Source organism: Streptomyces kurssanovii (genome assembly GCF_040677245.1).
Lineage (GTDB): Bacteria > Actinomycetota > Actinomycetes > Streptomycetales > Streptomycetaceae > Streptomyces > Streptomyces kurssanovii.
The window spans coordinates 23827-47998 of the sequence record NZ_JBFAQK010000056.1; the positions used below are offsets into that span (position 1 = coordinate 23827).

Annotated in this window: 19 protein-coding genes and 1 riboswitch; of the genes, 13 read left to right on the plus strand and 6 right to left on the minus strand. The window is 72.9% G+C overall.

Features of this window, described 5'->3' with window-relative positions:
- Positions 1–154 precede the first annotated feature (154 nt).
- Positions 155–315: riboswitch (cyclic di-AMP (ydaO/yuaA leader) on the plus strand.
- A 2-nt stretch (positions 316–317) separates the two neighbouring features.
- Positions 318–1199 carry a LysM peptidoglycan-binding domain-containing protein gene (locus AB0K36_RS28110; RefSeq protein WP_364599690.1) on the plus strand — a complete coding sequence of 294 codons (882 nt, stop codon included), beginning with the start codon at positions 318–320 and terminating at the stop codon, positions 1197–1199.
- Between the two features lie 1107 nt (positions 1200–2306).
- Entirely contained in the window at positions 2307–2549 is a 243-nt protein-coding gene (locus tag AB0K36_RS28115) for a hypothetical protein (RefSeq protein ID WP_364599692.1), read from the plus strand.
- A 103-nt stretch (positions 2550–2652) separates the two neighbouring features.
- On the opposite strand, the gene AB0K36_RS28120 is transcribed toward AB0K36_RS28115, so the two are convergent.
- Entirely contained in the window at positions 2653–3615 is a 963-nt protein-coding gene (locus tag AB0K36_RS28120; protein WP_364599694.1) for a helix-turn-helix transcriptional regulator, read from the minus strand.
- Between the two features lie 235 nt (positions 3616–3850).
- Between AB0K36_RS28120 and AB0K36_RS28125 the strand changes: the two genes are divergently transcribed.
- Positions 3851–4390: an SDR family NAD(P)-dependent oxidoreductase gene (locus AB0K36_RS28125; protein WP_364599696.1), complete on the plus strand. Its 540-nt coding sequence runs from the start codon at positions 3851–3853 to the stop codon at positions 4388–4390.
- 30 nt (positions 4391–4420) lie between these two features.
- The gene (locus AB0K36_RS28130) at positions 4421–5026 is read left to right on the plus strand and encodes a response regulator transcription factor (protein ID WP_364599697.1); all 606 of its coding nucleotides are present in this window, start codon (positions 4421–4423) and stop codon (positions 5024–5026) included.
- Positions 5027–5154: 128 nt separating this feature from the next.
- On the opposite strand, the gene AB0K36_RS28135 is transcribed toward AB0K36_RS28130, so the two are convergent.
- The 4 genes from AB0K36_RS28135 to AB0K36_RS28150 form a co-directional block, all read right to left on the minus strand.
- Complete coding sequence (locus tag AB0K36_RS28135; protein ID WP_364599699.1) at positions 5155–6264, minus strand: 3-dehydroquinate synthase II family protein; 1110 nt, start codon at positions 6262–6264, stop codon at positions 5155–5157.
- On the minus strand, positions 6236–7219 hold the full coding sequence (locus AB0K36_RS28140) for a 2-amino-3,7-dideoxy-D-threo-hept-6-ulosonate synthase (protein WP_364599701.1): 984 nt from the start codon (positions 7217–7219) through the stop codon (positions 6236–6238). Before AB0K36_RS28140 ends, AB0K36_RS28135 begins: the two co-directional genes overlap by 29 nt.
- The gene (locus AB0K36_RS28145; protein WP_364599703.1) at positions 7216–8952 is read right to left on the minus strand and encodes a class I adenylate-forming enzyme family protein; all 1737 of its coding nucleotides are present in this window, start codon (positions 8950–8952) and stop codon (positions 7216–7218) included. The genes AB0K36_RS28140 and AB0K36_RS28145 overlap by 4 nt, the downstream gene beginning before the upstream one ends.
- Positions 8953–9015: 63 nt before the next feature.
- Entirely contained in the window at positions 9016–10488 is a 1473-nt protein-coding gene (locus AB0K36_RS28150; RefSeq protein WP_364599705.1) for a multicopper oxidase family protein, read from the minus strand.
- A gap of 332 nt (positions 10489–10820) precedes the next feature.
- Between AB0K36_RS28150 and AB0K36_RS28155 the strand changes: the two genes are divergently transcribed.
- The 3 genes from AB0K36_RS28155 (at position 10821) to AB0K36_RS28165 (ending at position 12965) form a co-directional block, all read left to right on the plus strand.
- Positions 10821–12353 carry a SagB/ThcOx family dehydrogenase gene (locus tag AB0K36_RS28155; protein ID WP_364599707.1) on the plus strand — a complete coding sequence of 511 codons (1533 nt, stop codon included), beginning with the start codon at positions 10821–10823 and terminating at the stop codon, positions 12351–12353.
- Positions 12354–12576: 223 nt separating this feature from the next.
- Positions 12577–12750, plus strand: a complete 174-nt coding sequence (locus AB0K36_RS28160; RefSeq protein WP_078535228.1) for a thiazolylpeptide-type bacteriocin — start codon at positions 12577–12579, stop codon at positions 12748–12750.
- A 35-nt stretch (positions 12751–12785) separates the two neighbouring features.
- Positions 12786–12965: a thiazolylpeptide-type bacteriocin gene (locus tag AB0K36_RS28165; RefSeq protein ID WP_005310732.1), complete on the plus strand. Its 180-nt coding sequence runs from the start codon at positions 12786–12788 to the stop codon at positions 12963–12965.
- 101 nt (positions 12966–13066) lie between these two features.
- Here the strand turns inward: AB0K36_RS28165 and AB0K36_RS28170 are convergent, their stop codons facing one another.
- Positions 13067–13621, minus strand: a complete 555-nt coding sequence (locus AB0K36_RS28170) for a hypothetical protein (protein ID WP_364599709.1) — start codon at positions 13619–13621, stop codon at positions 13067–13069.
- A 228-nt stretch (positions 13622–13849) separates the two neighbouring features.
- Between AB0K36_RS28170 and AB0K36_RS28175 the strand changes: the two genes are divergently transcribed.
- The 6 genes from AB0K36_RS28175 to AB0K36_RS28200 all read left to right on the plus strand — a co-directional run bounded on the left by AB0K36_RS28175 (position 13850) and on the right by AB0K36_RS28200 (position 24139).
- Positions 13850–15025, plus strand: coding sequence for a hypothetical protein (locus tag AB0K36_RS28175; protein ID WP_364599711.1), 1176 nt, complete (start codon positions 13850–13852; stop codon positions 15023–15025).
- Between the two features lie 110 nt (positions 15026–15135).
- Positions 15136–17739, plus strand: a complete 2604-nt coding sequence (locus AB0K36_RS28180) for a lantibiotic dehydratase family protein (RefSeq protein WP_364599713.1) — start codon at positions 15136–15138, stop codon at positions 17737–17739.
- Positions 17736–19430 (plus strand): hypothetical protein, encoded by a 1695-nt coding sequence (locus AB0K36_RS28185; RefSeq protein WP_364599715.1) that lies wholly within the window; start codon positions 17736–17738, stop codon positions 19428–19430. The genes AB0K36_RS28180 and AB0K36_RS28185 overlap by 4 nt, the downstream gene beginning before the upstream one ends.
- On the plus strand, positions 19420–21369 hold the full coding sequence (locus tag AB0K36_RS28190) for a TOMM precursor leader peptide-binding protein (protein ID WP_364599717.1): 1950 nt from the start codon (positions 19420–19422) through the stop codon (positions 21367–21369). The genes AB0K36_RS28185 and AB0K36_RS28190 overlap by 11 nt, the downstream gene beginning before the upstream one ends.
- Positions 21366–23144 (plus strand): nitroreductase family protein, encoded by a 1779-nt coding sequence (locus AB0K36_RS28195; RefSeq protein WP_364599719.1) that lies wholly within the window; start codon positions 21366–21368, stop codon positions 23142–23144. The genes AB0K36_RS28190 and AB0K36_RS28195 overlap by 4 nt, the downstream gene beginning before the upstream one ends.
- A gap of 11 nt (positions 23145–23155) precedes the next feature.
- Positions 23156–24139, plus strand: coding sequence for a thiopeptide-type bacteriocin biosynthesis protein (locus AB0K36_RS28200; RefSeq protein WP_364599721.1), 984 nt, complete (start codon positions 23156–23158; stop codon positions 24137–24139).
- Positions 24140–24172 lie beyond the last annotated feature (33 nt).

The window sequence follows — 24172 nt, forward strand, 5'->3', positions numbered from 1 at the left end:
GAGTTCCTTGACGCGGAACTGACAAATTGAAAATCCGCCCATGGAGGCCCCATTCGGATTGTGGTGTGGAATTCGGCACTTGTTTCGCGGGGACGCTCTCGCTTACGGTCACCGTCAATCCGGGTGGACCGCCGAATCCTGCCGCCGTCCGGAAACCGCAACCGCACTCACTTCACGTACGGCAGGAGCGGGGGAACCAGGTAAGTCGCCGAACCGGAATCCGGAACGGCTCGGGGTTAAGCCGCATTCACCTGCGGCCGGGCATCTCCAGCCCGAACCCGACAGCTCACCTCGCAGGCGACGGAGAGGAATTCGCCATGCCCGCAAAGGGTAAGCACCGTCGTCCCAAGTCCCGTTCACTGACCCGCGGACTCGTCGCAGCCGGCACGGGCGGCGCCGCGCTCGCCCTGCCGCTCATCGGCGGCACCGCTGCTCAGGCGGCACCCGTGGCGGCCCCCGTCGCGGCGGAGCGGGCTGTGGCCCCCGCCACGACCGTCGCCGCGGCCGCGCAGGCCGTCGCGCAGAAGGCCGGCACCGTCACGTATTCCGTGGTCGCCGGTGACTCGCTTTACAAGATCGCCGAAGAGCATTCCCTGAACGGCGGCTGGAAGCAGCTCTACAAGGACAACCGGAAGGCCGTCGGAGCGGACCCGGCGCTGATTCACCCCGGGCTCGAGCTGACGATCGGCGCCAAGGCCAAGGCCAAGGCCGAGGCCGAGCCGAAGGCGAAGCCGCAGGCCAAGGCGAAGGCCGCCCCGAAGGCCGCGGAAGAGGCGGAGACCTCCGAGCGCGCCGCCGACACCGCCCGCGCGGACCGTTCCGAGCGCAAGAGCGCCCCGGCGGCGAAGGCCGCCGCTGCCCCCGCGAAGCCGGCCTACGCGAACAACCTCGACGGCTGGATCCGCGAGTCGCTGGACATCATGGGCCGGCACGGCATCCCGGGAAGCTACGAAGGCATCCACCGCAACATCATGCGTGAGTCCTCCGGCAACCCGCTGGCCATCAACAACTGGGACATCAACGCCATCAACGGCACGCCCTCCAAGGGTCTGCTCCAGGTCATCCAGCCCACCTTCGACGCCTACCACGTCGAGGGCACGTCCTTCGACCTGTACGACCCGGTCGCCAACATCACCGCCGCGTGCAACTACGCCGCCGACCGGTACGGCTCGATCGACAACGTGAACGGCCCCTACTGACGGGACCCGAGCGGCGGCTGATCGGCCGCCTCCACCTGACGGGCCGGTGCCCGGGACGCCCTACGGCGTCCCGGGCACCGGCCTGTGGCGTGCCCGGAACTGCGCGCGTGCGCCGCATGGGACGACGTGCCCGCCCGCACGGGTCCGCCCGCACGGGCCGCCCCCTACGTGCCCGCCCCGCACGTGCCCGTCGGCTCGTGCCGCCCCGTGCGTGCCGTCCGCGCGTGCGGCACAGGACGGCGAACCCGTCCGCGCGTGCCGCATCGGCGTTCGCACTGGCCGGCTCGTCGTCCAGCCGCCTACCTGGCGTCCGCCGGTGAGGTGAGAGCGCCGCGCGGCACGGGGCGCCCGCGTGCCACCGGGAGGCCGGCGCGGGCGGCACCGGCGGGGAGCGTCCGGCCTCGGCCCGGAACCGCGGCACCGGCGGGGTGCGACCGGCCTCGGCCCGGAACCGTGGCACCGGCGGGTGCGGCCGGCCTCGGTCGGGCAGCGACCGGGCCCGCCCCGGAACCGTGGCACCGGCGGGGTGCGGCCGGCCTCGGTCGGGCAGCGACCGGGCCCGCCCCGGAACCGTGGCACCGGCGGGTGCGTCCGGCCTCGGACGGGCAGCGTCCGGCCGCGGTCCGGAGCCGGGGCGCCGGCGGGGGCGACCGGGCTGGGAGGGAAGCGACCGGCCGCGCCCGGAACCGCGGTCGCGGCTGTCCGGAGGCGGCTCGAGTGGCTCTCGAGCGGCTCCCGAGGGGCCGTGTGCCATCGTGGAGGCGACGGCTCCGGCGGACGATGGCGCGTTGATGTGTCCGCGCCGATGTCGACGGGGTGCGGCGCGAACACGCCGCCGACGGACCGAGTACCAGGGCCGTGCGGCCGAAAGGCGCAGGTCACAGGAGTACGAGAGGCGCGCGGGGCGCGCCCCGCGATCCGGCGCGCGCGCCCGGCGGCGCCAGGCAACTCCCTGCCGTGCAGCTTCCTGGCCTGGCTGAATACGGACAGCCGGCCCCTCCCGGTGATTACCTCATGTCAGGCGCCGGACGGCAGCAACGGACCGGCCGCCACAGGACACCGGAACGGAACGTACGCCGCACCCGTACTCACGAATGGAGACCCTCCATGTCCCGTGCCACCCGTTGTACCGCCGCCGCATCCGCCGTCGCCGCCGCGTTCCTGGGCGGCATCCTGCTGGCCTCCCCGGCGCAGGCGGCCGAGGCGCCGCGGACGGCGCCGGCCTCCACGGACGACTTCGTCTGGCCGACGCCGCCGGACCTGCCGGACGACATCGTGTGGCCCTCCCTGCCCTCGCTTCCCGGTCTCCCGGGGCGGCCGGGCGCGCCCGACGACTTCGTCTGGCCGTAACCGCACCGGAGCCGACGATGACGACAGCGATGACGACGATGAGGACCCCCGGTTCCGCGAGGACCGTCGCGGGCACCGTGCCGGCGGCCCGCAGGGACCGGCGTCAGATCCACTCCCGCCGGGTGGCCTGCACGCCGGCCTCGAAGCGGCTGGACGCCCCGAGCCGTTCCATGAGTTCGGCCACGATGCGCCGCTCGGTGCGCACCCCGATGCCCAGTGCCCTCGCCACGGCCTCGTCGGTGAGTCCGGTGGCGAGCAGCTGGAGCAACTTGCGCTCCTGCGGGGTCAGTCCGCCGGCCCGGGAGACCGGGGCGTCCATGGGGCTCGCGTGCTCCCAGTACGCCTCGAACAGCGCCCGCATGGCGAGGACCACCGGGGGACTGCTGAACAGCAGTGCCGAAGGCTGGGCCTGGCCGGGGAGGCCGGCGACGATCGCGGCCGACGTGTCGACGATGAGCAGCCGCATCGGCAGGGTCGGCGAGGTCCGTATCTCGCTCTGCCGCTCCGCCATCCACTGGGCGTGCGCCTTGGTGACGCGGTCGTTGGCGACGCTGTCCAGATAGATGGAGCGGAAGCGCACACCGCGTGCGAGCGCCCGCTCGTTGAGGGGCCGGCCCGCCTCGACCGATCCCTCGGTGAGGGTGTTGTCGGGGTGGAACGCGAGAGACTCCCGCGTGCAGGACTCGGCGAGGGCCTCGAGGCGGATCCGGATGTCGTCGACGTTGTCGAGATGCTCCGTGCCGTCGAGGTTTCCGGCCCAGCCGGAGGCGGTGTATTCGGCGGCGAGCGCGGCTAGGGCGGCACGGTTCTGTTCGATCCGCTGCTGGCGCCAGGCCAGTTCACGTTCTTCCCGCTGGAGCAGGACCTTCAGGCCGAGCGACGGGTTCACCGCCCGCAGTTGGCCGGGAGCGACTTGGGAGGGCGCGAGGAGGGAGAGTTGGGACAGCCGGTCGAGTGCCGCCTCGACTTCCTCGGATGTGCTGTCCACCAGGTCCGCGAGCCGTTTCGGGTCGTATTCCTTGTGGAACAGGATCGCGCGGTAGACCGCGAGGGTCTCTTGATCCAATGACGAAACTTCATCCACGTGGTGTTTCCCCCTTGACCACGGTTGAACGTTTATTCATCCACGTGTTCAGGGCCCCTCGGAACGCCCTTCGGCCGACCCGCACACATCCGCCGACAGTGAGTTCCTTTCACCCTCTGCACGCTTTCCGCACGTTACCCGCTGATCGATCTTCTTGACAGGGCGGCAGGAATCAGGACCGTCCCAAGTCTGTCGCGAACTCCCGAAGGAGCCGGCCGTGTCCATCGCAGCGTCCTACGCGTCCGCGCCGCTCGACGGCTGCGTCGTTCTGGTCGTCGACGCCACCACGGGCATCGGGAGGGCCATCACCGCACGGCTCTGCGCCGCGGGTGCGGCGGTCGCCGTGGTCGGGGCCGGGCATCCGGGGCGCGGTGACGACGCGGCCACCAACGCCGCCTTTCTCTGCAAGGAGCTCGCCGGCATCGGACACGTGGCACTGCCCTACCAGGTGGACGCCGAGGACACCGACGCGGTTGCCGGGCTGCCCGGCCAGATCTCCGCGGACCTCGGGCCCGTCAGTGCCTCGATCGTCGTCGTCCCGAGGTGCGGCGCGACCGACCGGCTCGTGGAGACCTTCCACGCCGTGTCGGCGGCCGTGGCCCGGGCGCTGCCCGAGGGCGCACCGCACATCGAGGTCGACCCGGGCCCTCGAGCCGCCACGTCGGCCACCCGGTGCGACGACGAGCCGGCCCGTTCGGCGGTCGAACGGCTCGTAGCGGTTCTGACCCGCACCCCGGACCGCAGACGGTCCGCCTGAACATCCATCACATCGTCACGGGGGTAGGACATGTCCATTCGCGTCGTCGTCGCCGGCGATCACCAGCTCGTCCTGGAAGCGTTCGCGGAAACGCTCAACGGCACCGACGGGCTGGACGTCGTCGGACTCGCCACCAGTTACGAGGCCGTCATGCCCGCCGTCGAACGGCACCGGCCGACCGTGCTGCTCCTCGGGGAGAGCACCATGGGCGGCAAGGCACTGCGGGCAGCCACCGATGTGCGCTCCGCGCACCCGTGGTGCGGGGTCGCTCTGATGGTCGGCGCGGCCACACCCGCGGTGGTGGACCGGGCCGTGGCGGCCGGAGCCCTGGGGGTCGTGCCGAAGAACGCGCGGCTGCCGCAGCTGGTGACCACGCTCATGGGGGTCGCGGGCGGGTGTCTGACGGTGGACCCCGCGCTGCTGCGCCCGTCCGTCGCCGGGGAGACCGCGCTCAGCGTCCGGGAGATGGACGTCCTGCGGCTGACCGCCGGGGGCGCCAGCGTGAAGGAGATCGCGGGCGAGCTGTATCTCGCCGCAGGAACCGTACGCAACCTGACCTCCGCGGCCATCAAGAAGCTCGGCGGCCGCAACCGTTTCGATGCCGCGCGCATCGCGAGCGAACACGGCTGGCTGTGAAGGCGGCACGGCACGGGGCGGTGCGGGACGGGGCGGGACGGCGCGGGGCCGGACGCGCGCCGGCCCCGGCACAAGGGGTGCCGGGGCGGGGCGTCTTCGGACGGTGCGTCGATGTGGTGCGGACGCTGCTACTTCTCCAGGCAGAACTCGTTGATCGGGTAGCCCACATGACGGTCGGCCGTCGGCAGGTGGCCCAGGATCGTGTCCCCCGGCTTCAGTTCGGTGCTGTTGAGGACGGAGGCTCCGGGGCCCAGGACGCGTACGTGCCAGTCGTCCTGGAGGATCAGGTTGACACTCTGCCCGTTGGGGGCGACCGCGTCGATGGAGATCAGCGGACGGGTCTCTATCTTGACCCGGCCGACGCTGACCGGCCGGGTGCGGCCCTTGACGTCCACGGCCAGGACCGAGCTGCCGGCGTGCAGTTCGCTCAGATAGTGGGTGCGGCCGTTCTGCGCCACGGTGTAGGAGTGCAGGGCGCCCGCGTTGACCCGGAAGGGCCGGGTGGGCATGTACGGCAGCGGATGGGTCTCGCTGACGCACAGCACCATGCCCTTGGAGTGCGAGCCCACCAGAATGCCCTCGTCCTTGCGGAAGTGGGTGGTCGTGTCGACACAGGCACGCTCGCCCATGCCGATGTGGGTCGCCGCGGTCACGGTCAGCTCGACCAGCGGGATCTCACCGGTGCGGGACGTCGCGGCCGTACGCAGCGCGGTCGCGTCGCCGACGGTGCGGCCCGGCATCAGCACACCGTCCGAGCCCAGTTCGAGGACGCCGTAGACGATCTCGGCCTCCTCCCGGTTGGCGGCTGTCGTGACGATCGACCCCGGCGAGCCGGTGGCGGCCGCGATCACGATCTCCAGCGGGATCTTCGTGGGGTCGCGGAAGTCGAGGACGCTCCATGCCTCCAGGCGGGCGGCCAGGCAGGCGTCCTCGAGGGTGTCGGCGTCGACGATCTCGACGTAGCGGCCGAACTCCACGTCCGGGTGCGCCTCGGCGAGCGGGGCGCGCAGGTCCTTGCCACCGGGCACGATCACCAGGTCGGCGCCGCCGATGTCGTCCGGCACGTTCCCGTCCGGGTAGAGCAGGATCTTGCGGACGGTCGGCGGCAGACCGGTGAAGACGGCGGGGTCGGCGGCGACGATGCCGTCGATGCGCTGATGGACCGCCTCCTCCAGGATGGCGGCGGTGGCGGAGCCGGCGTCGCGGATGTCAAGCCAGCACAGTTTGGCGTCCGTCATGATGCGGACCTCCTGTCAGGTCGTCGAGACGTGTGTCGTCGAGGCGTGGATTGTCGAGGCGTGGATTGTCGAGGTGCGGGTTGTCGAGGTGCGTGTCGTCCAGGTGGTGCGGGGTGAGGCGCTCACCGTCGAGCCGTGCGTCGCCGCCGGCGAACGGGCCCGCACCGAAGTGCTGTTCCGGGAAGTGGTGGACCAGCCGGGCCACCTTCGCCGCCAGCCGCCGCGGGTCGGCGGCCTGGAAGATGTTGCGGCCCATGGCGACTCCGCCCGCGCCGCCGGCCAGCGCGTCGCGAACGTACGCGAGCACGTCCTCCTCCTTGTCGAGGGCGGGGCCCCCGGCGACGAGGACCGGGACGGGACAGGCCGCGGTGAGGTCGAGCATCTCCGCGGTCGATCCCAGGAACACGGTCTTGACCAGGTCGGCCCCCAGATCGGCGGCGATCGTCACGGCATGCGCGACCATCTCCGGGTCCCGGGGATCGGTGATCCGCGGCCCGCGCGGGTACACCATGGCGAGCAGCGGCAGGTTCCAGCGGTCGCAGGCGTCGGCGATCCTGCCCAGATCGCCGATCTGCTCCCGCTCGTCGTCGGAGCCGAGGTTGACGTGGACGCTCACCGCGTCCGCGCCGAGGCGGAGCGCCTCCTCGACCCCGGCCACCACGTACTTGGCGTTCGGGTCGAGCGCCCGGCTGGTGCTCGCGTTCAGATGGATGATCAGCGACATGGCGGCGAACCGCTCCGGAGAGATGTGCCGCACACTGCCCTTGTGCACGACGACGGCGTCCGAACCGCCGGCCGCGAGCCGGCCGGCGAGGTGGTCGAGCGTCGTGCCCTTGGGCACCACGGGACCGTCACTGATCGAATGGTCGAGAGGGGTGATCATCAGGCCGGCCGTGCTGTGGCGGTAGAGCCGCCGCAGCCGCAGCGACCGGGCGAAGTGGCCGTATGAGGTCATGTGACGCCCTTTCTGCTTCGCGGGATTGCGTGATCGGGCAAGGACCCCGCGCCGCCTGCGCGGACGGGATCGGCCCGCGCGGTGGCTTCGCGCGGGGGGCTCGTGCCGGGCACCGCGCCGCGCCGGTGGGCGTGCACGGGCGTCCGGATGTCGTGCGCCGGGCGGGGCGCCGGCCCCGGGGCGGCGGGCGGACGGGTCTCGTCCGGCGGTGCCGTGACCGAGCGCAGGTACGTGCGGTCGGGTTTTCCCGAGGGCGTGAGCGGGAGCCGGGGCCACACGGAGACCCGGACCGGCGCGTGCTCCGGCGTGAGCGTCGCGGCGACGTACCCCCGCAGGTCGCTCGAGGTCCGTGAGGCGCCGGAGTGCAGTTCGACGGCGGCGTGCACCTGCTCCACGTAGTCCCGGTCGCGTACGCCGAAGACCGTGGCCTGGCGTACCTGCGGATGCTTGAGCAGCGCTCGTTCGATGGCGGCCGGATCGAGCTTGAGACCGCCGTGCTTGATGACGTCCCCGACACGGCCGTCGAGTCGGAGGTAGCCGTACCGGTCCCAGTGCCCGAGGTCGCCGGTCAGCAGCCAGCCGTCCTTGAGCGCCGTGCCGGTGAGCTCCTCGTCGTCGAGGTAACCGGCCGTGACCGTGGGCGAGTTCACCCAGATCTCGCCCGTGACACCGCGCTCGACCACCGGGCCCCCGCCCGGGGCGCGTATCTCCACGCGCACCCAGGGGAACGGGCGGCCGACGGACCCGAGCAGCTCCGGTTCGCGGTGGTCCAGCGGGTTGAGGCTGCTGATGCCGCCGGCCTCCGTGGTGCCGTACACCTGGATCAGTACGTCGCCGAAGAGCTGCACCGCCCGCGCCACACGGCCCGGCGCCGCCGGTGTGCCGCTGTAGGTGATGCGGCGCAGCGACGACAGGTCGGTCGTCGCGACGTCCGGATGGTCGAGCAGCCGGTACAGGTGCGGGACGGCCAGATAGACGTCCGTGACCCGCTGTTCGGCGAAGGCGCGCAGCACGTCGCCGGCGTCGAACCCGTCGTGCAGCACCACCGTCCCGCCGCTGAGCAGGACGGCGTCGGCCATCGGCGCCGTCGTGTGGCTGATGGGCGTGACCGACAGCAGCGTCGCGGGTCCCCGGGGATCGAGGCCATGTGCGAGGCGGCTGACGAGCTCGTCACGGGTGCCGAAGCGCTGCGCCACCATCTTGGGGCGGCCGGAGCTGCCGCTGGTGAAGTCGACGACCGCCAGGGCGTCCGGCCGGCCCTCCCGTAGCCGGTCGAGCGGCACGGCGTGTGCGGGGGCGCCCCGCGGGATCGGCAGTACGGTCAGCCCCGGCAGGCGGTTGGACAGCCAGCGCCCCCGCTCGGCGCTCTCCTCGTCCACCAGCAGGAGCGGCACGCCGAGGTCGCGCAGCAGCTCGGTCTGTGTGCTGATCGAGAACGTCTCGGTGTCCGTCCTCGGGTTCATCGACCGTACGTAGACGGAGGTCGCGCCCAGGAGGTGGACGGCGTACCGGGCGCTGAGCATCAGCGGATGGTTCGGTCCGGTCAGGACGGCGACGGTGTCGCCCGCTCCGACTCCGTGGTCGTACAGCAGGGTCGTCGTGCCGAGGATCGAGTCGGTCAGTTCGGCCGCCGCGACGGTCCCGTCGCGCCGGTGGACGACCGCCCGGGCGGGGTCCTCGCGGAGTGCGTCGAGAATGGCACGGACGTAGGGCACGGATCGGGTGGTGGTCATGTTCCTCCTTTCTTTCCCGTCGGAAATGCCTGAAGAATCAAGCGGATCGGTCTGCGGGAGAAGTCACACGATCTTCATCTGCGCCATCATTCCCATGGCGCTGTGGTCGATCATGTGGCAGTGGTACGGATAGACGCCCCGGTGGGTGTCGAAGGTCATCTGCAATTTGACGGTCTGTCCGGGGAAAAGGAGCACCGTGTCCTTCAGTCCCGCCTCCGCCGGATAGACCGGCTGTCCGTCCCTTTCGAGAATGCGGAACTGGACCAGGTGCGTATGGAAGTTGTGCGGCACGGTGACACTGGCGTTGGTGACGGTCCAGACCTCCGTGGTGCCCCACTTGATCTCGGTGTCGATGCGGTTCGCGTCGAAGGTCCTGCCGTTGATGTACGCCTGGTGGCCGCCGCTGCCCGGCTCGTCCATCTGGAGCTCGAAGGTCCTCTCCACCGTGGGCTTCGGCAGTGCCGGCAGGGTCGTCAGCACGTCCGGGACCCGGCTGTCGTCGGGGGTCCTCTCGCCCACGTCGAAGCGCATGATCCGGCCGACGAGATCGGCCGGCCCGGGCCCCAGCATGTTGGCGAGCTCCAGCTGCGTGCCCGGCGCGTACCGGGAGAAGTCGATGACGAAGTCGGCCCGCTCACCGGGGGAAAGGACCAGGACGGGAGTGGGCGCGGGCGCCGGGAGCAGTCCGCCGTCGGCGCCGATCTGCGTCACCTGGCTGCCGTCCGACAGCGCCAGGATGAAGATGCGCAGGTTGGACGAGTTGAGCATCCGGAAGCGGTACTTGCGTCCCTCGACCTTCATGTACGGCCACGGCCGGCCGTTGACGAGGATCGTGGTCCGGTTCTCCGCGTCGTCCATCGTGTACACCATCGCGCCCGACGCGTCGAAGTGCGCGTCCCGCAGGACCAGCGGCACCTCGTAGCGCCCCGAGGGAAGGCCGAGCGCGTCCTCCTCCTCGTCGCCGAGCAGGTACAGGCCGGACAGGCCGCGGTAGACGTGCTCCGACTCCATGTGGTGGGCGTGGTCATGGGTCCACAGCGTCGCGCCCGGCTGCCTGTTGGCGTAGACGTACGTCTTGGAACGGCCCGGCGCGATCGTGTCCATCATGCCGCCGTCGCTCTCCACGGGGTTGTTCGCGCCGTGGAGGTGCACCGAGGTGGGCATGTCGAGCAGGTTCATCTGGCGGACGACCGCGGTGCGCCCGGAGCGCGCCCGGATGGTGGGCCCGGGGAAGGACCCGTTGTAGGTGAGGACCTCGGTGCGCTGTCCGGGAAGGATCTCGAGAGAGGTCCGGCTCATGGCCACCGCGTAGTGGTCGGCGGATCTCGTCCTGCGGTACGGGCGCAGCACCTTCGGCACGGGCAGCGGCACCGTGAACGGCGTGACCGCCGGCCCCGCCGACGCCCCGGTGCCCGCCGGGGCGGCGTTCGCCGGTCCCCCCGCGGCCAGTGTCTGGAAGAGCCCGCCCGCCGCGCCGACGGCGCCGAAGGCGCCCGCGGTGAGCCCGAGCCGTATTGCATGACGACGAGTGAGCACGAGGTGATTCCTTACTGAAGTGGCCGTGATGTGAGGTGAATTCGTGTTCCGAGCATGCGCGTGGAAGTGCCGAACTCCGAGCGAACGGGTTCGTCCGCTGGCATGTGTCACCCGTTCCATGACCTCGGTCACCGGAACACAACGCCGGAATTCGCGCCGTGCGGCGCGCAATCGGCGCGGTTCCGGGCGGATTTCACGGCGGAGGTGATGACGGGTGTCATGACGGTCGGCGCCCTGTGTCACGGGAATTGCGCGCGGCCGGCGATTTCGGGCGGTCCGGGCCCGAGAGTGATGACCGACGTCTGTCCTCATCACGCGAAGCGGAGACCACCATGCAGACGAATTCACCTCAGGAGACCGGGGAGGCGCCGTCGCCGCCCCGGGCCGCACCCGTGTTCCGCCACGACGTCCACGTCGCCTTCGACGGCGAGTCCGCGACCCTGACGAGCCCCGTCACCGCCTTCACCCTGCGGCCGGTGCGCGGCGGCATCCGCCGTGCGCTGCGGCGTCTGAGCCAGGGGCCGACACCCGTTCACGAACTGCTCGATGGACTGCTGCCCGCGGAACGCGTCCAGGTGGAGCGGTTCCTCGACCGCGTCGGCCACCTCGTCGCCCGCAGCGTCCTCACCCACGGCGGCCCCGGCGGGCGCCGCGAACTGATCAGACTCGAACCGACCGCCCGGGACGCCGAGTACCGGGCGGGGGAGGTGGACGCCGGGCTGCCGGTACGGCTCTCCCGGTTCGCGTTCCTGCGCTCACGGGACGGCGCCCTGGTACTCGAGTCGCCCCTGGCGAAGTTCCGGGCCGTCCTGGCCGACCCGGCCGCCCGGGAGATCGCGGCCGCGCTCGGGGAGCCGGTCACGGCCGGGAGCCTGGCGAAGGCGGGCGGCCTCTCGGTGGACGAGACGACGGACGTGCTCCGCCACCTGGTGGGCGCCGGCTTCGCCGAACAGGCGGACGCGGACGGCGCGTTCGCCTCCGACACGGAACCGACCCTGCGGCAGTGGGACTTCCACGACCTGCTGTTCCATTCCCGCGTCCGGTCCGGCCGCTACGACGACGTGTTCGGCGCCGTCTACCCCTACCGGGACGAGATCGACCCCCAGCCCGCGGTGAAGCCTGCGCCGGGCGGCCCCACCGTGGAGCTGCACCGGCCGGCACGCGAGGACATCGCGGACCGCGACCCGTCACTGACGGCCGCCATCGAGACCCGCCGCTCCATCCGGTCCTACGGCGAACGCCCGCTGACCGTCCGGCAGCTCGGCGAGTTCCTCTACCGCGTGGCACGGGTCCGCGCCCACTACACGCCGGAGGCGGGCAGCGGCCGCGACGAAGTGGTCTCGCGTCCCTACCCGAGCGGCGGCCAGGGCTACGAACTGGAGCTGTACGTCACCGTGCGCCGCTGTGAGGGCCTCGACGCGGGCATCTACTACTACGACCCCGTCGCCCACCGCCTCGTCCTCGTCAACGACGGGGCCGCCGACCGCGAGTCGCTGTTCCATGTCGCGTCCAGGGCCACCGGCATGGAGGCCCGGCCGGACGTACTGATCACCATGACGGCGCGCTTCCAGCGCATGTCGTGGAAGTACCGGGCCATCGCCTACGCGACGACCCTCCGGCACACCGGTGTGCTCTACCAGACCATGTACCTGGTGGCGACGGCGATGGGCCTCGCCCCGTGCGGGCTGGGCAACGGGGACGCCGACATGTCCGCCCGGGTGCTCGGCCTCGACTACCTGCGCGAGTCGTCCGTGGGCGACTTCCTGCTCGGCAGCCGCAGCCCGGACGACACCGTGGCCGGCGAACCGGAGGAAGGCTGGCAGATGCTCAACGACCCCCAATGGTCGCTGCAGACGGACACCTGAGCCGGCCGTGACCTGCGAAAGTGCCGCTTTTCCCGCCCCTTCCGGGCCGGGAGAAGCGGCACTTTTGTATTCCGGTGGCTGCCGTTCCGCCATGACCGCAGTTATTCGTGCGGTGATAAATGTCAGCGCGGGCACGGAAACTCTGGCTTCGGGACGGCCGGCTGAGCATTATTGGTTGTGCAGCCGGACGGGTTGCACAGAAGAATTCGGAAAGGAATTCAAAATGAGCATCAACGACATCAAGAACGACGACGCGGACAAGGCCTTCGAGAGCTTCGACGTCGACGAGCTCGAGACCCTCGAGGTCGCGCAGGGTGTGGCCCTCCCCGAGATGGGCGCGTCCAGCGGCTCGATCGGCACCTCGTCCTCCTCGTCCTCCACCTGCTCCGCCTGCTGAGTACCCCTCAACCGAATCCCGAAAGGATCCAGACAATGAGCATCGACGACATCAAGAACAACGGCGACGACGCGGCGAAGGCCTTCGAGAGCTTCGACGTCGACGAGCTGGAGACCCTTGAGGTCGCGCAGGGTGTGGCCCTCCCCGAGATGGGCGCGTCCAGCGGCTCGATCGGCACCTCGTCGTCCTCGTCCTCGACCTGCTCCGCCTGCTGATCCGAGGTACCTGATCGGACGTTCCAAAGGATGCGCCCATCCAGCCGGGAGCTGGATGGGTACATCCTTTTGTGCGTCGACGGCGGCGCCGAGGCCGGATCTCAGCCGCGCACCGCCACATGGAACGACGACAGCCACAGCACCACCGCGGCGCCCGCCCCGACCACGACGCGCACCGTCTCGTCGGTCGAGCCGGCCACGGCGACCACGACGCCGACGACCGCGACGGCCGTCAGCAGGACCGCCGTCCACCTGTACTGCCACTGGTCGAAGAGGCGCGCGAGCGGAAAGAAGTGCAGGCCCACCACGAGGCAGATCCCCGGCGGGATCAGCTCGGCGTGGCCCGTCGCGTTCGACGCGGCGATCACCGCGAAAATGGCCACCACCTCGAGGGCGTTCACCAGGCCCACCCCGCGGTTCCACTTCTCCGGCAGCCGCACCATGCGGCGGGCCGGCCCCGCCGCCCCGCGGAACGCCAGGAACACGGCCACGGCGGTCAGTACGGCGCCCACCGCCCCGACAGTGACGGAAACAGGCATCGCGGCGATGCCGGAACCGGCCGCAAAAGCCCACACCAGGGCAAAGACCGCGAGAACTATGGCCCCGCGGCGGCGCAGATTCTGCGTGAGTGTCAGGCACTCCGTGTCCGTAGTCATGGCCGGAGGGTACAGCGATCTCCGCGCCCGCCTGACGGGTTTCGGCCACGGGTCGACTGTCACGCCGGCGGCGCGGGTGTCATGAAAGCGGTGACGTATGTAAGCGGCCGCCCCGCATTGCCTTCCTCGCCGCTTTTCCGTCCCACATGATTGTCGCAAGGCATTCAGGGCCGACATTTGGATTCGACGTTCTCGAGTCATTTCTCGATTTCCCGGAAGGTGCGAAAAATGGGGGTTGATGCGCCGGAGCGCATTGCCGTGAGGCCGGATTCCGCCGGCCTGACGGGGGTGCGGCTCCACACACGGATGCCGGTCACACCGGCGTGGCTGTCCCGGCACGTCGTGCCGGTCGCCCGAGCGCTGGGCGAGCAGGGAGCGGCCGGTGTCCAGCTGCGCCGCGGCTGGCTTCACGGACCCCACGTCGACATCCTCGCCCTGTCGGCGCCGGGCCTGCCCGGCGGCGGTCCCGACTGGACCGACGTCGCCCGCCGGCTGGACGCCGGACCGCTCGATCCGCCGCGGGCCCTCACCGAGGAGGCGTATCTCGAGCAGGCGCGTGAGTTCGGCCGGCTCGAGGCGGTCCAGCCGCCGTACCTTCCGCTGCGCGAGCACGGCGCCGTCGAAGCCGTCGCCCCGGGCGACACCGCCTCGCGCGAACCCCGGCTCGACCGCTTCCGTACCGTCGTCCTCGGCGCGCTGAACAAGCCGCTGCTGCGGATGATCGACGGCATCGCGGACGAACCCGGCACCGCCACCGTCCGCCTCGCCGAGGCGTTCGCCGCGCTGGCCGACACCCACTACCTCGGCCCCGCCTACGGGGTGTTCTCGCCGCGCTCCCACGTCGAGGCCTTCCTCGCCTGGGCCGCACCGACCAAGGACGTCAGGCCCCTGTTCGCGCAGCGCCTCGCCGAGGACGCGCCGCGGCTGCGGGCCGTCGTCGAGCAGCGCCTGAGCGGTGAGGTCTCACCCGCTGCGGCGGAGTGGCGCACCGCGTTCGCGTACAGCTCCGGCGCGTTGGAGAGCGCCGTGGCCGCGGGCACCCTCACGCTCGGACTGCTCGACGGCGTCACCGAGGGCGTCGACCGCACGGAGATGGGCCCGCCCGGCGCGACCCGCGTCGTACCGCAGGGGAAGCAGCCGGACAGCGACTTCCACCGGGCCGTCGACGCGTCGGGAGCGGTCGCCGACCCCTCTCCGTGGTTCGCCGCGTTCCGTCTGCTGACGAACCTCTTCTACGAGCAGCTGCCGCTGCTGACCGTCTCGCCCATGCAGCGCTACTACATGTGCTTCGCCATGGCGGAGACGGTCGACGAGGTCCTCGGCACGTCCTGGCAGGAGCGACTGGACGCCCGGCGGCCCGGTGCGGGTGCCGCCACCACAGCCGACCTCACGGGAGCCCCATGATGACCGCGCCCACGACCGAACCGGCCGCCCACGCCCCGCGGGCCACCGCCGGCCCCCTGGCCGGGCCTGCCACCGCCCCCGGCCCTGTCCCTGTCCCTGTCCCCGTTCCAGTGCCCGCTCCTGTCCCCGCGTCCGCTTCCGCGGCGCCCGAGCCTGAGCCGCTGTGGTTCCTGCGGGTCAATCCGCTGCGCCGGACCCGGCTGGGCGATCCCGGGCAGCGCGGACTGCTCACCGAACTCGCCGACGCGGAAAGCGCGTTGCGCACAGCCGCCGACGCGTGCTCCGACGAGCTCTACCACCGCATCGGCGAGGCGGCCGACGACGCGGAGCGCCGCGAGCTGATCGCCCTGCGGCGCAGCGTCCACAACGACCGCGCCCCCAAGAAGCCGCCCGTCCCCACCCCCGCCGTCGACCGGTGGCTCGAGGCGCGTGAGCGCAGGGAGCGGCTGCGCGACGAGATCACCCGCGGGTACGCGGCCGCGGCCGACCGTGAACGCGAGCGCCTCGCCGCCCTGTTGGGCGACGACGACCTGCTGCGCTCGCTGGCGCTGGTCGCGCCCGAGGTGCACCAGGAGGCGGAGCGCTACCGCGCCGCCGTGCTCGGCCCCGGCAAGGTCTCCGCCCGTACCCGCAAGTCGGAGCGCGGACTGATCCAGTACGTCACCCGGGCCATGGTCCGCACCAGCCCGCTCTCCCGGTTCACCGCCGTCGGCATCGCGGAACCCGACCCGGACGGCGTGGACCCGGACGCCGTGCCGTTCACCGGCGCGACCGCGTTCCCGGGCCTCGACCGGGTCATGCTGGGCTACGTGCTCGGCGGCCTGCCCGCCCCCGACGACGCGGCGCTCGCGGACCTCTGGGTGGGCCTGCCGCCCACCTCCGCGCCCGACACGGAGGCCGGCAAGCTCTTCTTCCTGAAGCTCACCGACGCCGGTATGCGCCGGCTCGCGGTGCCCCTCGACGGCCCCGCCGGCGACCTGCTCGACGCGGTCTCCATGGGACCCCGCCCGTACCCGTCCGTCGTCCGGCACGTCGCGGAACGCGCGGGCTGCGCCGAGGACGACGCGGAGCGCCGGGTGCGGCACGCCCTCGGACAGGGCCTGCTGTGCTCGTTCCACGAGGCGGAGGACGGGGCCGCCGACTACGACGACCTCCTCAGCCCCCGTGACGCGCGGGCCACCGGGCTCACCGACAGCATCAAGGCCGGCCTGCCGGAACTGGCGGCCGCGCCCGCCGCCGAACGCGGCGCCGTCCTCGCCGCCCTGCGCGGAGATCTCGGCAGGCTCAGCCACCTCGCCCGCCGGCCCGCGCAGATCACGGTCGAGGAGGACTACGTCATGCCACCGCTGAAGGTGGCCACGGACAAGTGGCGGCAGCCCCTCGCCGACCTCGGCCCCGCCGTCGAACTCCTCACCGTCTTCGACTGGCTGCACGACGTACGGGTCCTGATGACCGCCGCGTTCGTCGAGCGGTTCGGCGCCGGAGCCGACGTACCGCTGGCGGCCAACGCCGCCTTCGTCGTCGGCGAGGTCTCACGCCGCGCCGCCGCCATGGACGCCGTGTACGGGCCGAAGGGGACCGGCGACCCGTCCGCGCTCGCCGGCATCGGCCCCGCGGACGGCTCGCTGGAGCGGATGTACCTGCTGCGCCGCGAGCTGACGGAGGCCGTCCACGCCCGCCTGTCCAAGGCCGCGGAGGCGGGGGAGGACACCCTCGTCCTCACGCCCGGCGACGTCGCCGGCCTCACCGACGCGCTGCCGGACCGCTTCCGCCAGGACCCGCTGATCTACGGCGTGCTCCTCCAGCAGGCCGGGCGGCAACTCATCCTCAACGACGGCCTGCCCGGCCACGGGATGCTCTACGCCCGCTTCCTGGAGGCCGACCGCCGCCAGGGCGGCCGGGCGCTGCCCCTCTTGGAGGAACACCTGCGGCGCGCCTACGGCTTCGACGGAGCCCGCGTCACCGAGGACCTCGGCCTGCACCGGCTGAACGTCAACGCGCACACACCGATCCTGCCCGGCGGCCTCACGCCGGAGGACTGGTTCACCCTGCGTCTGGTGCACGACCCGGCGACCGACACGCTGCACGTCGAGGACGCCGACGGCGCCCCGCTGCGGGTCCTGCCGCTCGGCACCGGCCACCCCGGGCTGTTCCCGCCGCCGCTGTCGGTGGCCTCCGGTCTCGTCATCAGCGGCCGGCTGTTCAACAGCCTGCCGAACAGCTGGCACGCCGCCACCCCTTGGGACGGGCGCACGACAAGGACCGCGCCCCGCATGGCCGTCGGCGACGTGCTGATCGGCCGGCGCCGCTGGTACGGCGGCGAGGAGCTCGCCGCCGCGGTCGCGGCCGGCCCCGAGGAGCACGACCGGCTCCTCGCCATCAACGCCTGGCGCGCCCGCCACGGTGTGGCGGAGGAGGTCGTGATCAAGACCGCCCCCGAGGACGAGGGTCCGCTGTCCGTCGGCGCACCCGACGTGCAGTCCAAGCGGCTCCAGCAGAAGCCGCAGTACGTCGACCTGACGAGCGCCCTCAGCACCCGCGTACTGCCGCGGATGCTGGAGCGCCGCGGCGCGGACACCGGCGGCAGCTATCTGGAGGAGGCACTGCCGTCCGTCGTCGACGGCACGCACGCCACCGAGTGGGTCGTCGAGGTCGGCCGTGAGGCGGGCGGGCGGTTCACCTACCACCGCGCGGAAGAGGGGAAGCAGTCATGAGGCTCAAGGCACGACCGGACCTCCACTTCGCGCCGGTTCCCGGCGGCGTCTACTTCAGCGGCGTCCGCGGCAGTTTCGTGCTCCGTGGCTCCGACGTCCTGCACGCGGTCGCACAAGGATGCGTGCCCCTGCTGGAGCAGGGCGCCACCGAGGACGACCTCGTCGCCGGCATCGGCACCGAACGGGCCCGCCCCGCCGTACGCCACCTGGTCGCCAAGCTCCGCGAGAACGGCATGCTCCTCGACACCGCCGCCCTCACCGCGCCCGAACCGCCCGCGGCGGTGCGCGAGCGGTACCCCGAACCGCTGGCCCGCCTGGAGTCCCTGCACGACGACCCGTACGCGGCCTTCCAGCGGCTGCGTACCGCGCGGGTGACCGTCGCGGGCCCACCGGAGGCGACCGGCCCTGCCGCCCGCGGCCTGCGCAGGGCCGGCGTGGAGGACGTGACGGTCACCGGATCGCTGGATGCCGGCGGCGGCACGTACGACGGCATGGACGCCGTCCTCGACGCCACCGGGGCCGAGGCGCCCGAACTGCCGCAGCACGTCCACTACGTGCCGCTGCTGCTCGGCGGCCGGGTCACCCTCGTCGGCCCCGCCCTCACCGGACCCGGCCGTGCCCGTACCTGGGCGGCGTTCCGGGACCGGGCGCTCGCCTGGGCGGACGCCGAGGGCGTCACCCCCGCACCACGGCCGGTCGCGGACGCCCTCGCCGGCGCCCTCGCCGGACAACTGATCTTCGACACCCTCACGGGTACGGCTGCCATGGGCGAGGCCCATGTCGTGCACGGGGCGGACCTGGTCTCCGACCGGGTGACCGTCGGGGGAGCTCACGTGGCGGCCGCGACCGGCCGACCGAGCTCCCTCCAGGACGCCGTGGCGCAGCCGAGGCCGGAACCGGAGACGGCGCTCGAAGCGGCGGGCGCGGTGGCCCGCCGGTGGACGGGGCTGATCGCTTCGGCCACCGGCGAGGACCTGCCCCAGATGCCGCTCGCACTGCGCGCTGCCGAGCAGCGCGGCGGTCGACCGGGCACCGTCGTCGCCTGGGCGGCACACCAGGAGACGGCCACGGTGGCGGGCGCCCTGGCCGCGCTGCGGGCCAGGAGCCCGAAGGGCGACGGCACGCCGGCCGCCGGGCTCACGGAGGAACACTGGCTCCTGGACGGCGCTCTGCGCCTGCTGACACCGGAAGCCCGGCCGCTGGGGGAGGCGACGGACGACGCCGTCGACGCCGAGGCCCACCGCGTCCGCGAGCATCTGCGCCCGCTCCTCGCCACCGGACCGGCCGTCGACCTGCTGCACGTCCCGGGCCTCGACTGGAGCCTGGCCCGGGTGTCCGACGGCGCCGGGGTGCTCGGGCGAGCGTGGGGAGCCACCGCGGAGGAGGCCGTACGCAACGCCCTGTGCACCGCACTGGCGCGCACCCTCACGAATGCCGAGGGCGCTGGGACCGGGGACGCCGGCTCCGGCGGCATCAGCCCCGTCGACGAAGTCTCCACCGACGCCCTGCTGTTCGCCGACAGCACGGTCCTCGGCACGCTGCGCAAGCAGCTCACCGAACAGGGGGCGGAGACCGGCCGCGCGTACACCGGCCGCCCGGCCCGCGGCGACACGGTACTCGGCGAGATCCCCCTCTGGTACGGGCCCGTAGCGGCCGAGGCAAGCCCCCGGGAGACCCACGATGGCAACTGACACGGCCCCCGACACCCGGACACCGGGCGTCGCGACCGGACCCGGGCTCACCTCACGCCCCAGCTCCCCGTACACCGACGGCACCTGGCGCACCGTCATCGCGCTGCTCGCCGAGGCCAGCGACGGCACGGTGGCCGTGAACCGGGGCTGGGACCTCGACTGGGAGCGCCGGCAGCTCGCCGCTGCCGCCGCCTCCGGCCGCAGCCACCTCTCGGTCCGGCTCCACGACGACGAGGTGATGATCGGCCCCCTGTGGCGGCCCGGCACCGCCGCCGGCTGCGCGGGCTGCGCCGAGGTACGCGAGCGCACGATCCGCGAACACCCCCTCGTCGGCGACCTCACCCGGGCCACCGCGGCCCCGTCCCCGAGCGCGCCGCTGCTCCCCGAACTGCTCCGGGCGACCCTGGAGTATCTGGCGCAGCGGCCGCTCGGGCCCGGAGAGGCCTACGCCGTCTCCGCGAAGGGGCTGAGACGGCACCGCGTCGCGCGCAGCTTCCACTGCCCGCTGTGCGGGCCGGACGAGGCGCGACTCGACGGCACGGCCCCGCCGTCGCCCTTGGCCCTCACCGGCCGGCCCGCCTCCGCGGGGGACCCGACCCGGTCCGCCGACAGCCGCCTCGTCGAACGCGGTCTGCTGCGCGACCGCCTCGTCGACGCCCGCTTCGGACCGGTCCGGGCGATCCTGCGCGAGTCCCATGCCCCGTTCGCGATGAGCATGGCCGTCGTGGCCGACGCCCCCGCCATGGGCCACGGCCGCGCGCAGACGTTCGCGGAGACCGAGCCGGTCGCCGTACTGGAGGCGTACGAGCGCCTCGGCGGTTTCCCGTACGACATTCCGGTCCTCACGGGCCGTGCGTACAAGGACGTCGCCGAATACGCCGTGGACCCGGGCACGCTCGGCAGATACACGCAGGAGCAGCTCGACCACCCCACCTCACGGGTGACGCCGTCGGACGAGAACACCGAGATGGACTGGGTGTGGGGCCACGACCTCGCCGACGGGCGGGCCCTGCTCGTCCCCGCCGACCACGCCTTCTACCAGTACGAGTACGCCTTCCGCAGAGACCGCCGCGCCGCCCGCGCGGTCGGCCCGCACGAGCGCAAGCACTACTTCTACGAGTCCTCCAGCGGCTGCGCCGTGGGCGCCGGCCTCGAGGAGGCCGCGCTCCACTCGCTGTTCGAGCTGGCCGAGCGCGACGCCTTCCTCACCTGCTGGTACCGGGCGCGGCCGCTGCCGTACATCCCCGAATCGTCGATCACCGACCCGACCAGCCGGGCCATGATCGAGCTGGTCCGGGCCAGGGGCTTCGACGTGCATCTCCTGGTCGCGACCCGGGACATCGCCCTGCCGGTGGTGTGGGTCCTCGCGGTGAACCGCGAGATCCCGTTCCCGGCGACCTTCTCCTCCGCCGGCTCCGGCGCCGACCCGCAGTCCGCGATCCGCGGCGCCCTGCGGGAGGTGGCGCAGCTCGTCACCAACCCCGTCGACTGGACGCGCGAGCAGGTGGAGCCGATGGTCGAGGACCCCTGGCTGGTGCAGGAGCTGGAGGACCATGTGCGCTTCTCCTCACTGCCCGAGACACGCGAGCGGGCCACGGTCGCCCTCGGCGGACCCGCGGTCACGCTCGAAGAGGCGTTCCCCGGCTGGCCGGAGCGCCTGGCACGGGAGTCCGGCGGCGACGTCCGCGGCGCGCTCGACTTCGTACGGAGCCTGTTCGCGGACGCCGGCCTCGACCAGGTCGTCCTCGTCGACCAGACGAGCCGCGAGCACGCCGATGCCGGGATCTCGGTCGCCCGCGCGGTCGTGCCGGGCATCCTGCCCATGTGCTTCGGGCACGCGCAGCAGCGCCTCGCGGGGCTGCCGAGGCTGGAGGCCGCGCTGCGCGGCACCGGCCAGGAGCACCGGGCGCTCCCCTACGACCCGCACCCGTTCCCGTGACCGCGCCGACCGCACCCCGGAGCGGGCCGGCGACCGGCCGCGGCTGCCCGGTCGACCTGCCGGGGCCCGAGGGCGACAACAGCATCGCCCGTGAGCCGCTCTGGTACGCCTACGGCGCCGGCGACGACGAACCGGCGGCGCCGGACTGGACGTGGACACCCGAGCCACCGCCGGACGCCCACGTCCCACCCCCACCGCCGCGCGGCCGGGCCGCGCGCACGACATTGCCGCTGGGCACGGTGGACCTGCTGGCACGGATGCCGTTCCCGCGGGTCCCCGGGCCGACCGACCCCGATCCGGTCTCCGGCGGCCCCCGGTCGGCAGCCGGTCCACCGGCCCCCGGTGGTTCCGGGGTGGCGGGCGGTCTTTCGGCCCCCGGCCGCCCCGGGGCGGGGACCCGTGCGACCGGCCGTGAAGGCCCGGGGCGGGCGGGCGGCGCCTCGGTCGCCGGCGGCTCGCGGTCGGCCAACGACACGTCGCTCTCCGGCGGTTCGCCGGCGACGTACCCGCTCGGCCGGTCGGCCGACGGCCCGCAGGTGACCGACCCGCTCGGCCGCGCGCTCGTCGCCGCGTTCGGGCCGCAGCGCCGAGAGCCGGAGAACCCGTACAACGACCACAGGTCGTACGCGTCGCCGCGCTGCCTCTTCCCCGTCCACGCGTTCGTGGACGGCGGCGGTGAGGAGCCCTGGCGACTGCTCGAACCGGACCTGCACGCGCTGACCGGCGCGCCGGGTCCGGGCCCAGGCCGGCGGATCGCTCTCACCGGGCGCTACACGGCCGTCCCCTCCGCGTACAAGTGGTTCCGGGGCTCGCTCGTCGCCATCGAACTGGGCATCGTGCTCAGGGCGTTGAGCATCGGCCTCGAGCTGTTCGGGCAGCCTGCCCGGCTCAGGCTGCCGGACCAGGACGCGCACGCCGTGCTCGACGGCATCGGCCTGGACCCCGCCTGGGAGTGGTCGCTGCCCTTCGTGCTCGACGTGGGCGACCCGCCGCCCGCCCCGGCCGCCGGGACCGCGCCCGACCCCGTCCCTTCGGACGTCGCCCGGCGCGACCCGGCACTCGCCGACCTCGTCCGGGTCAACCGGTCCCAGACGTACGCGGGCGACGCCGTACCGCTGACCACCGCCGTCCCGGCCGGTCTGCCGGCGTCGCAGCGGACCCCCGACTGGGCCGAACTGCTCTGGCAGCGGCACTCGGGACGGATGCCGCGCGCCCTGCACGGGATGACGGGACGGCGCCGGCGGGTACCGGCCGAGGCACTGGACACCGCCCTGCGCTGGCTCGCCGTCCCCCCGCCGGGCCCCGAACTCGCCGCCGCCTTCGACGCGGTCAGGATCACGGTCGTCACCCAGGGGGTCGACGGCCACGAGGACGGCGTGCACCGTGCGGAGGCCGGGACGGCCGGCCTGTTCCGCCGGGACGCCGAGGCCCCCGCCCTGCTGGAGGAGCACTACGGATACGGCGTCTCGCCCGTCAACGGCTGCGGCATCAGGAACGCGCCCATGACCGTGTTCCTGTCCGTACGGCCCAGGGAACTGTTCGCCCGGCTCGGCCCCGCCGGCTGGGGCGCGGCGCAGCACGCCTGCGGCTGGGCCGTGCACGGGCTGTGTCTGTCCGCCGCGGCGTCCGGCCTGTTCGCACGCCCCGTCAGGGCGTTCAAGGAGATACCCGTACAGCGCGTCCTCGGTCTGGACGAGGACGAGACGATCGTCCTGTCCGCGGTGGTGGGAGTCCCGCAGGACACCGGCGGCGCGCTGCTCGACCTGAGACTGTGAAGGAGCGCTCCATGACATGGAATTCGTGGCACCTGCACCTCGCCACCACCGCCAGGTCCGCCCACGACCGGGTACTGACCCGGGTCGTCGGCCCGACCGTGCGCGAACTGGCGGCGGACCGGCCGTGGTTCTTCATCCGCTACTGGCAGGCCGGTCCCCATCTGCGGCTGCGCATCGCCGACCTCGACCGGAAGACGTACGCACAGGTGGAGGACGCGCTGCGTGAGCGGCTCGCGGACGCCGGCCGGCTCGCCGACGGTGAGGAACCCCTGGCGCCCGAGGCCTACCGGCAGAGTGCCGGACAGCTGGCGTCCGCGGGGGAGCAGGGGGAGGACCGGAACGTCCGCGAGATGCTCGCCCCGGGCGTCCACCGCGCGGTCTACGAGCCGGAGTTCGACCGCTACGGCGGCCCCGCGCTGATGCCCGCCACCGAGGACCTCTTCCGCCTCTCCAGCGAACTGGTCCTCGGTCTCGTGCCCAAGGCCGTGACCGAGCGGCACCGTGCTCTGCTCGCCCTGCGCGGCACGATGGCGGCCGCGGCGGCCCTCGGCGACGGGACGGAGCGCACGTACTTCTACGCCCACGGCCTCGGCGCCTGGCGCGCCTGGGCCGGTGACGCGGGCTACCCGGACGCCCTGCTCGACTCCGTCACCACCGTCACCCGGGCCGCCGGGGCCGCGCCCGTCGACCCCTTGGACCACGGCCCGTTCGCCCGCTGGCACGAGGGGCTCGCCGCGCTGACGGGCGACCTTCGCGAGAAGTCCGCCACGCACCCCGGCATGGTCCTCTTCTCGCACGCGCACATGCTCCACAACCGCCTCGGCCTGAGCCTGCTCGAGGAACTCCGCACGTACGCGTGGCTCGCACACGTCTTCCCCGTCGCCGACACGGACGGTGCGACGCCGCCTGCCCCTGGGACGGACGGCGCCGCGCCGTCCGCTCCCGGGCCCGTCCGGCCTGCCCAGGCCGGACGGGTGCCGGCCCCGGCGGGGTGATTCCCCCCGCCCCGCCGCCCCCACGGGGCCCGC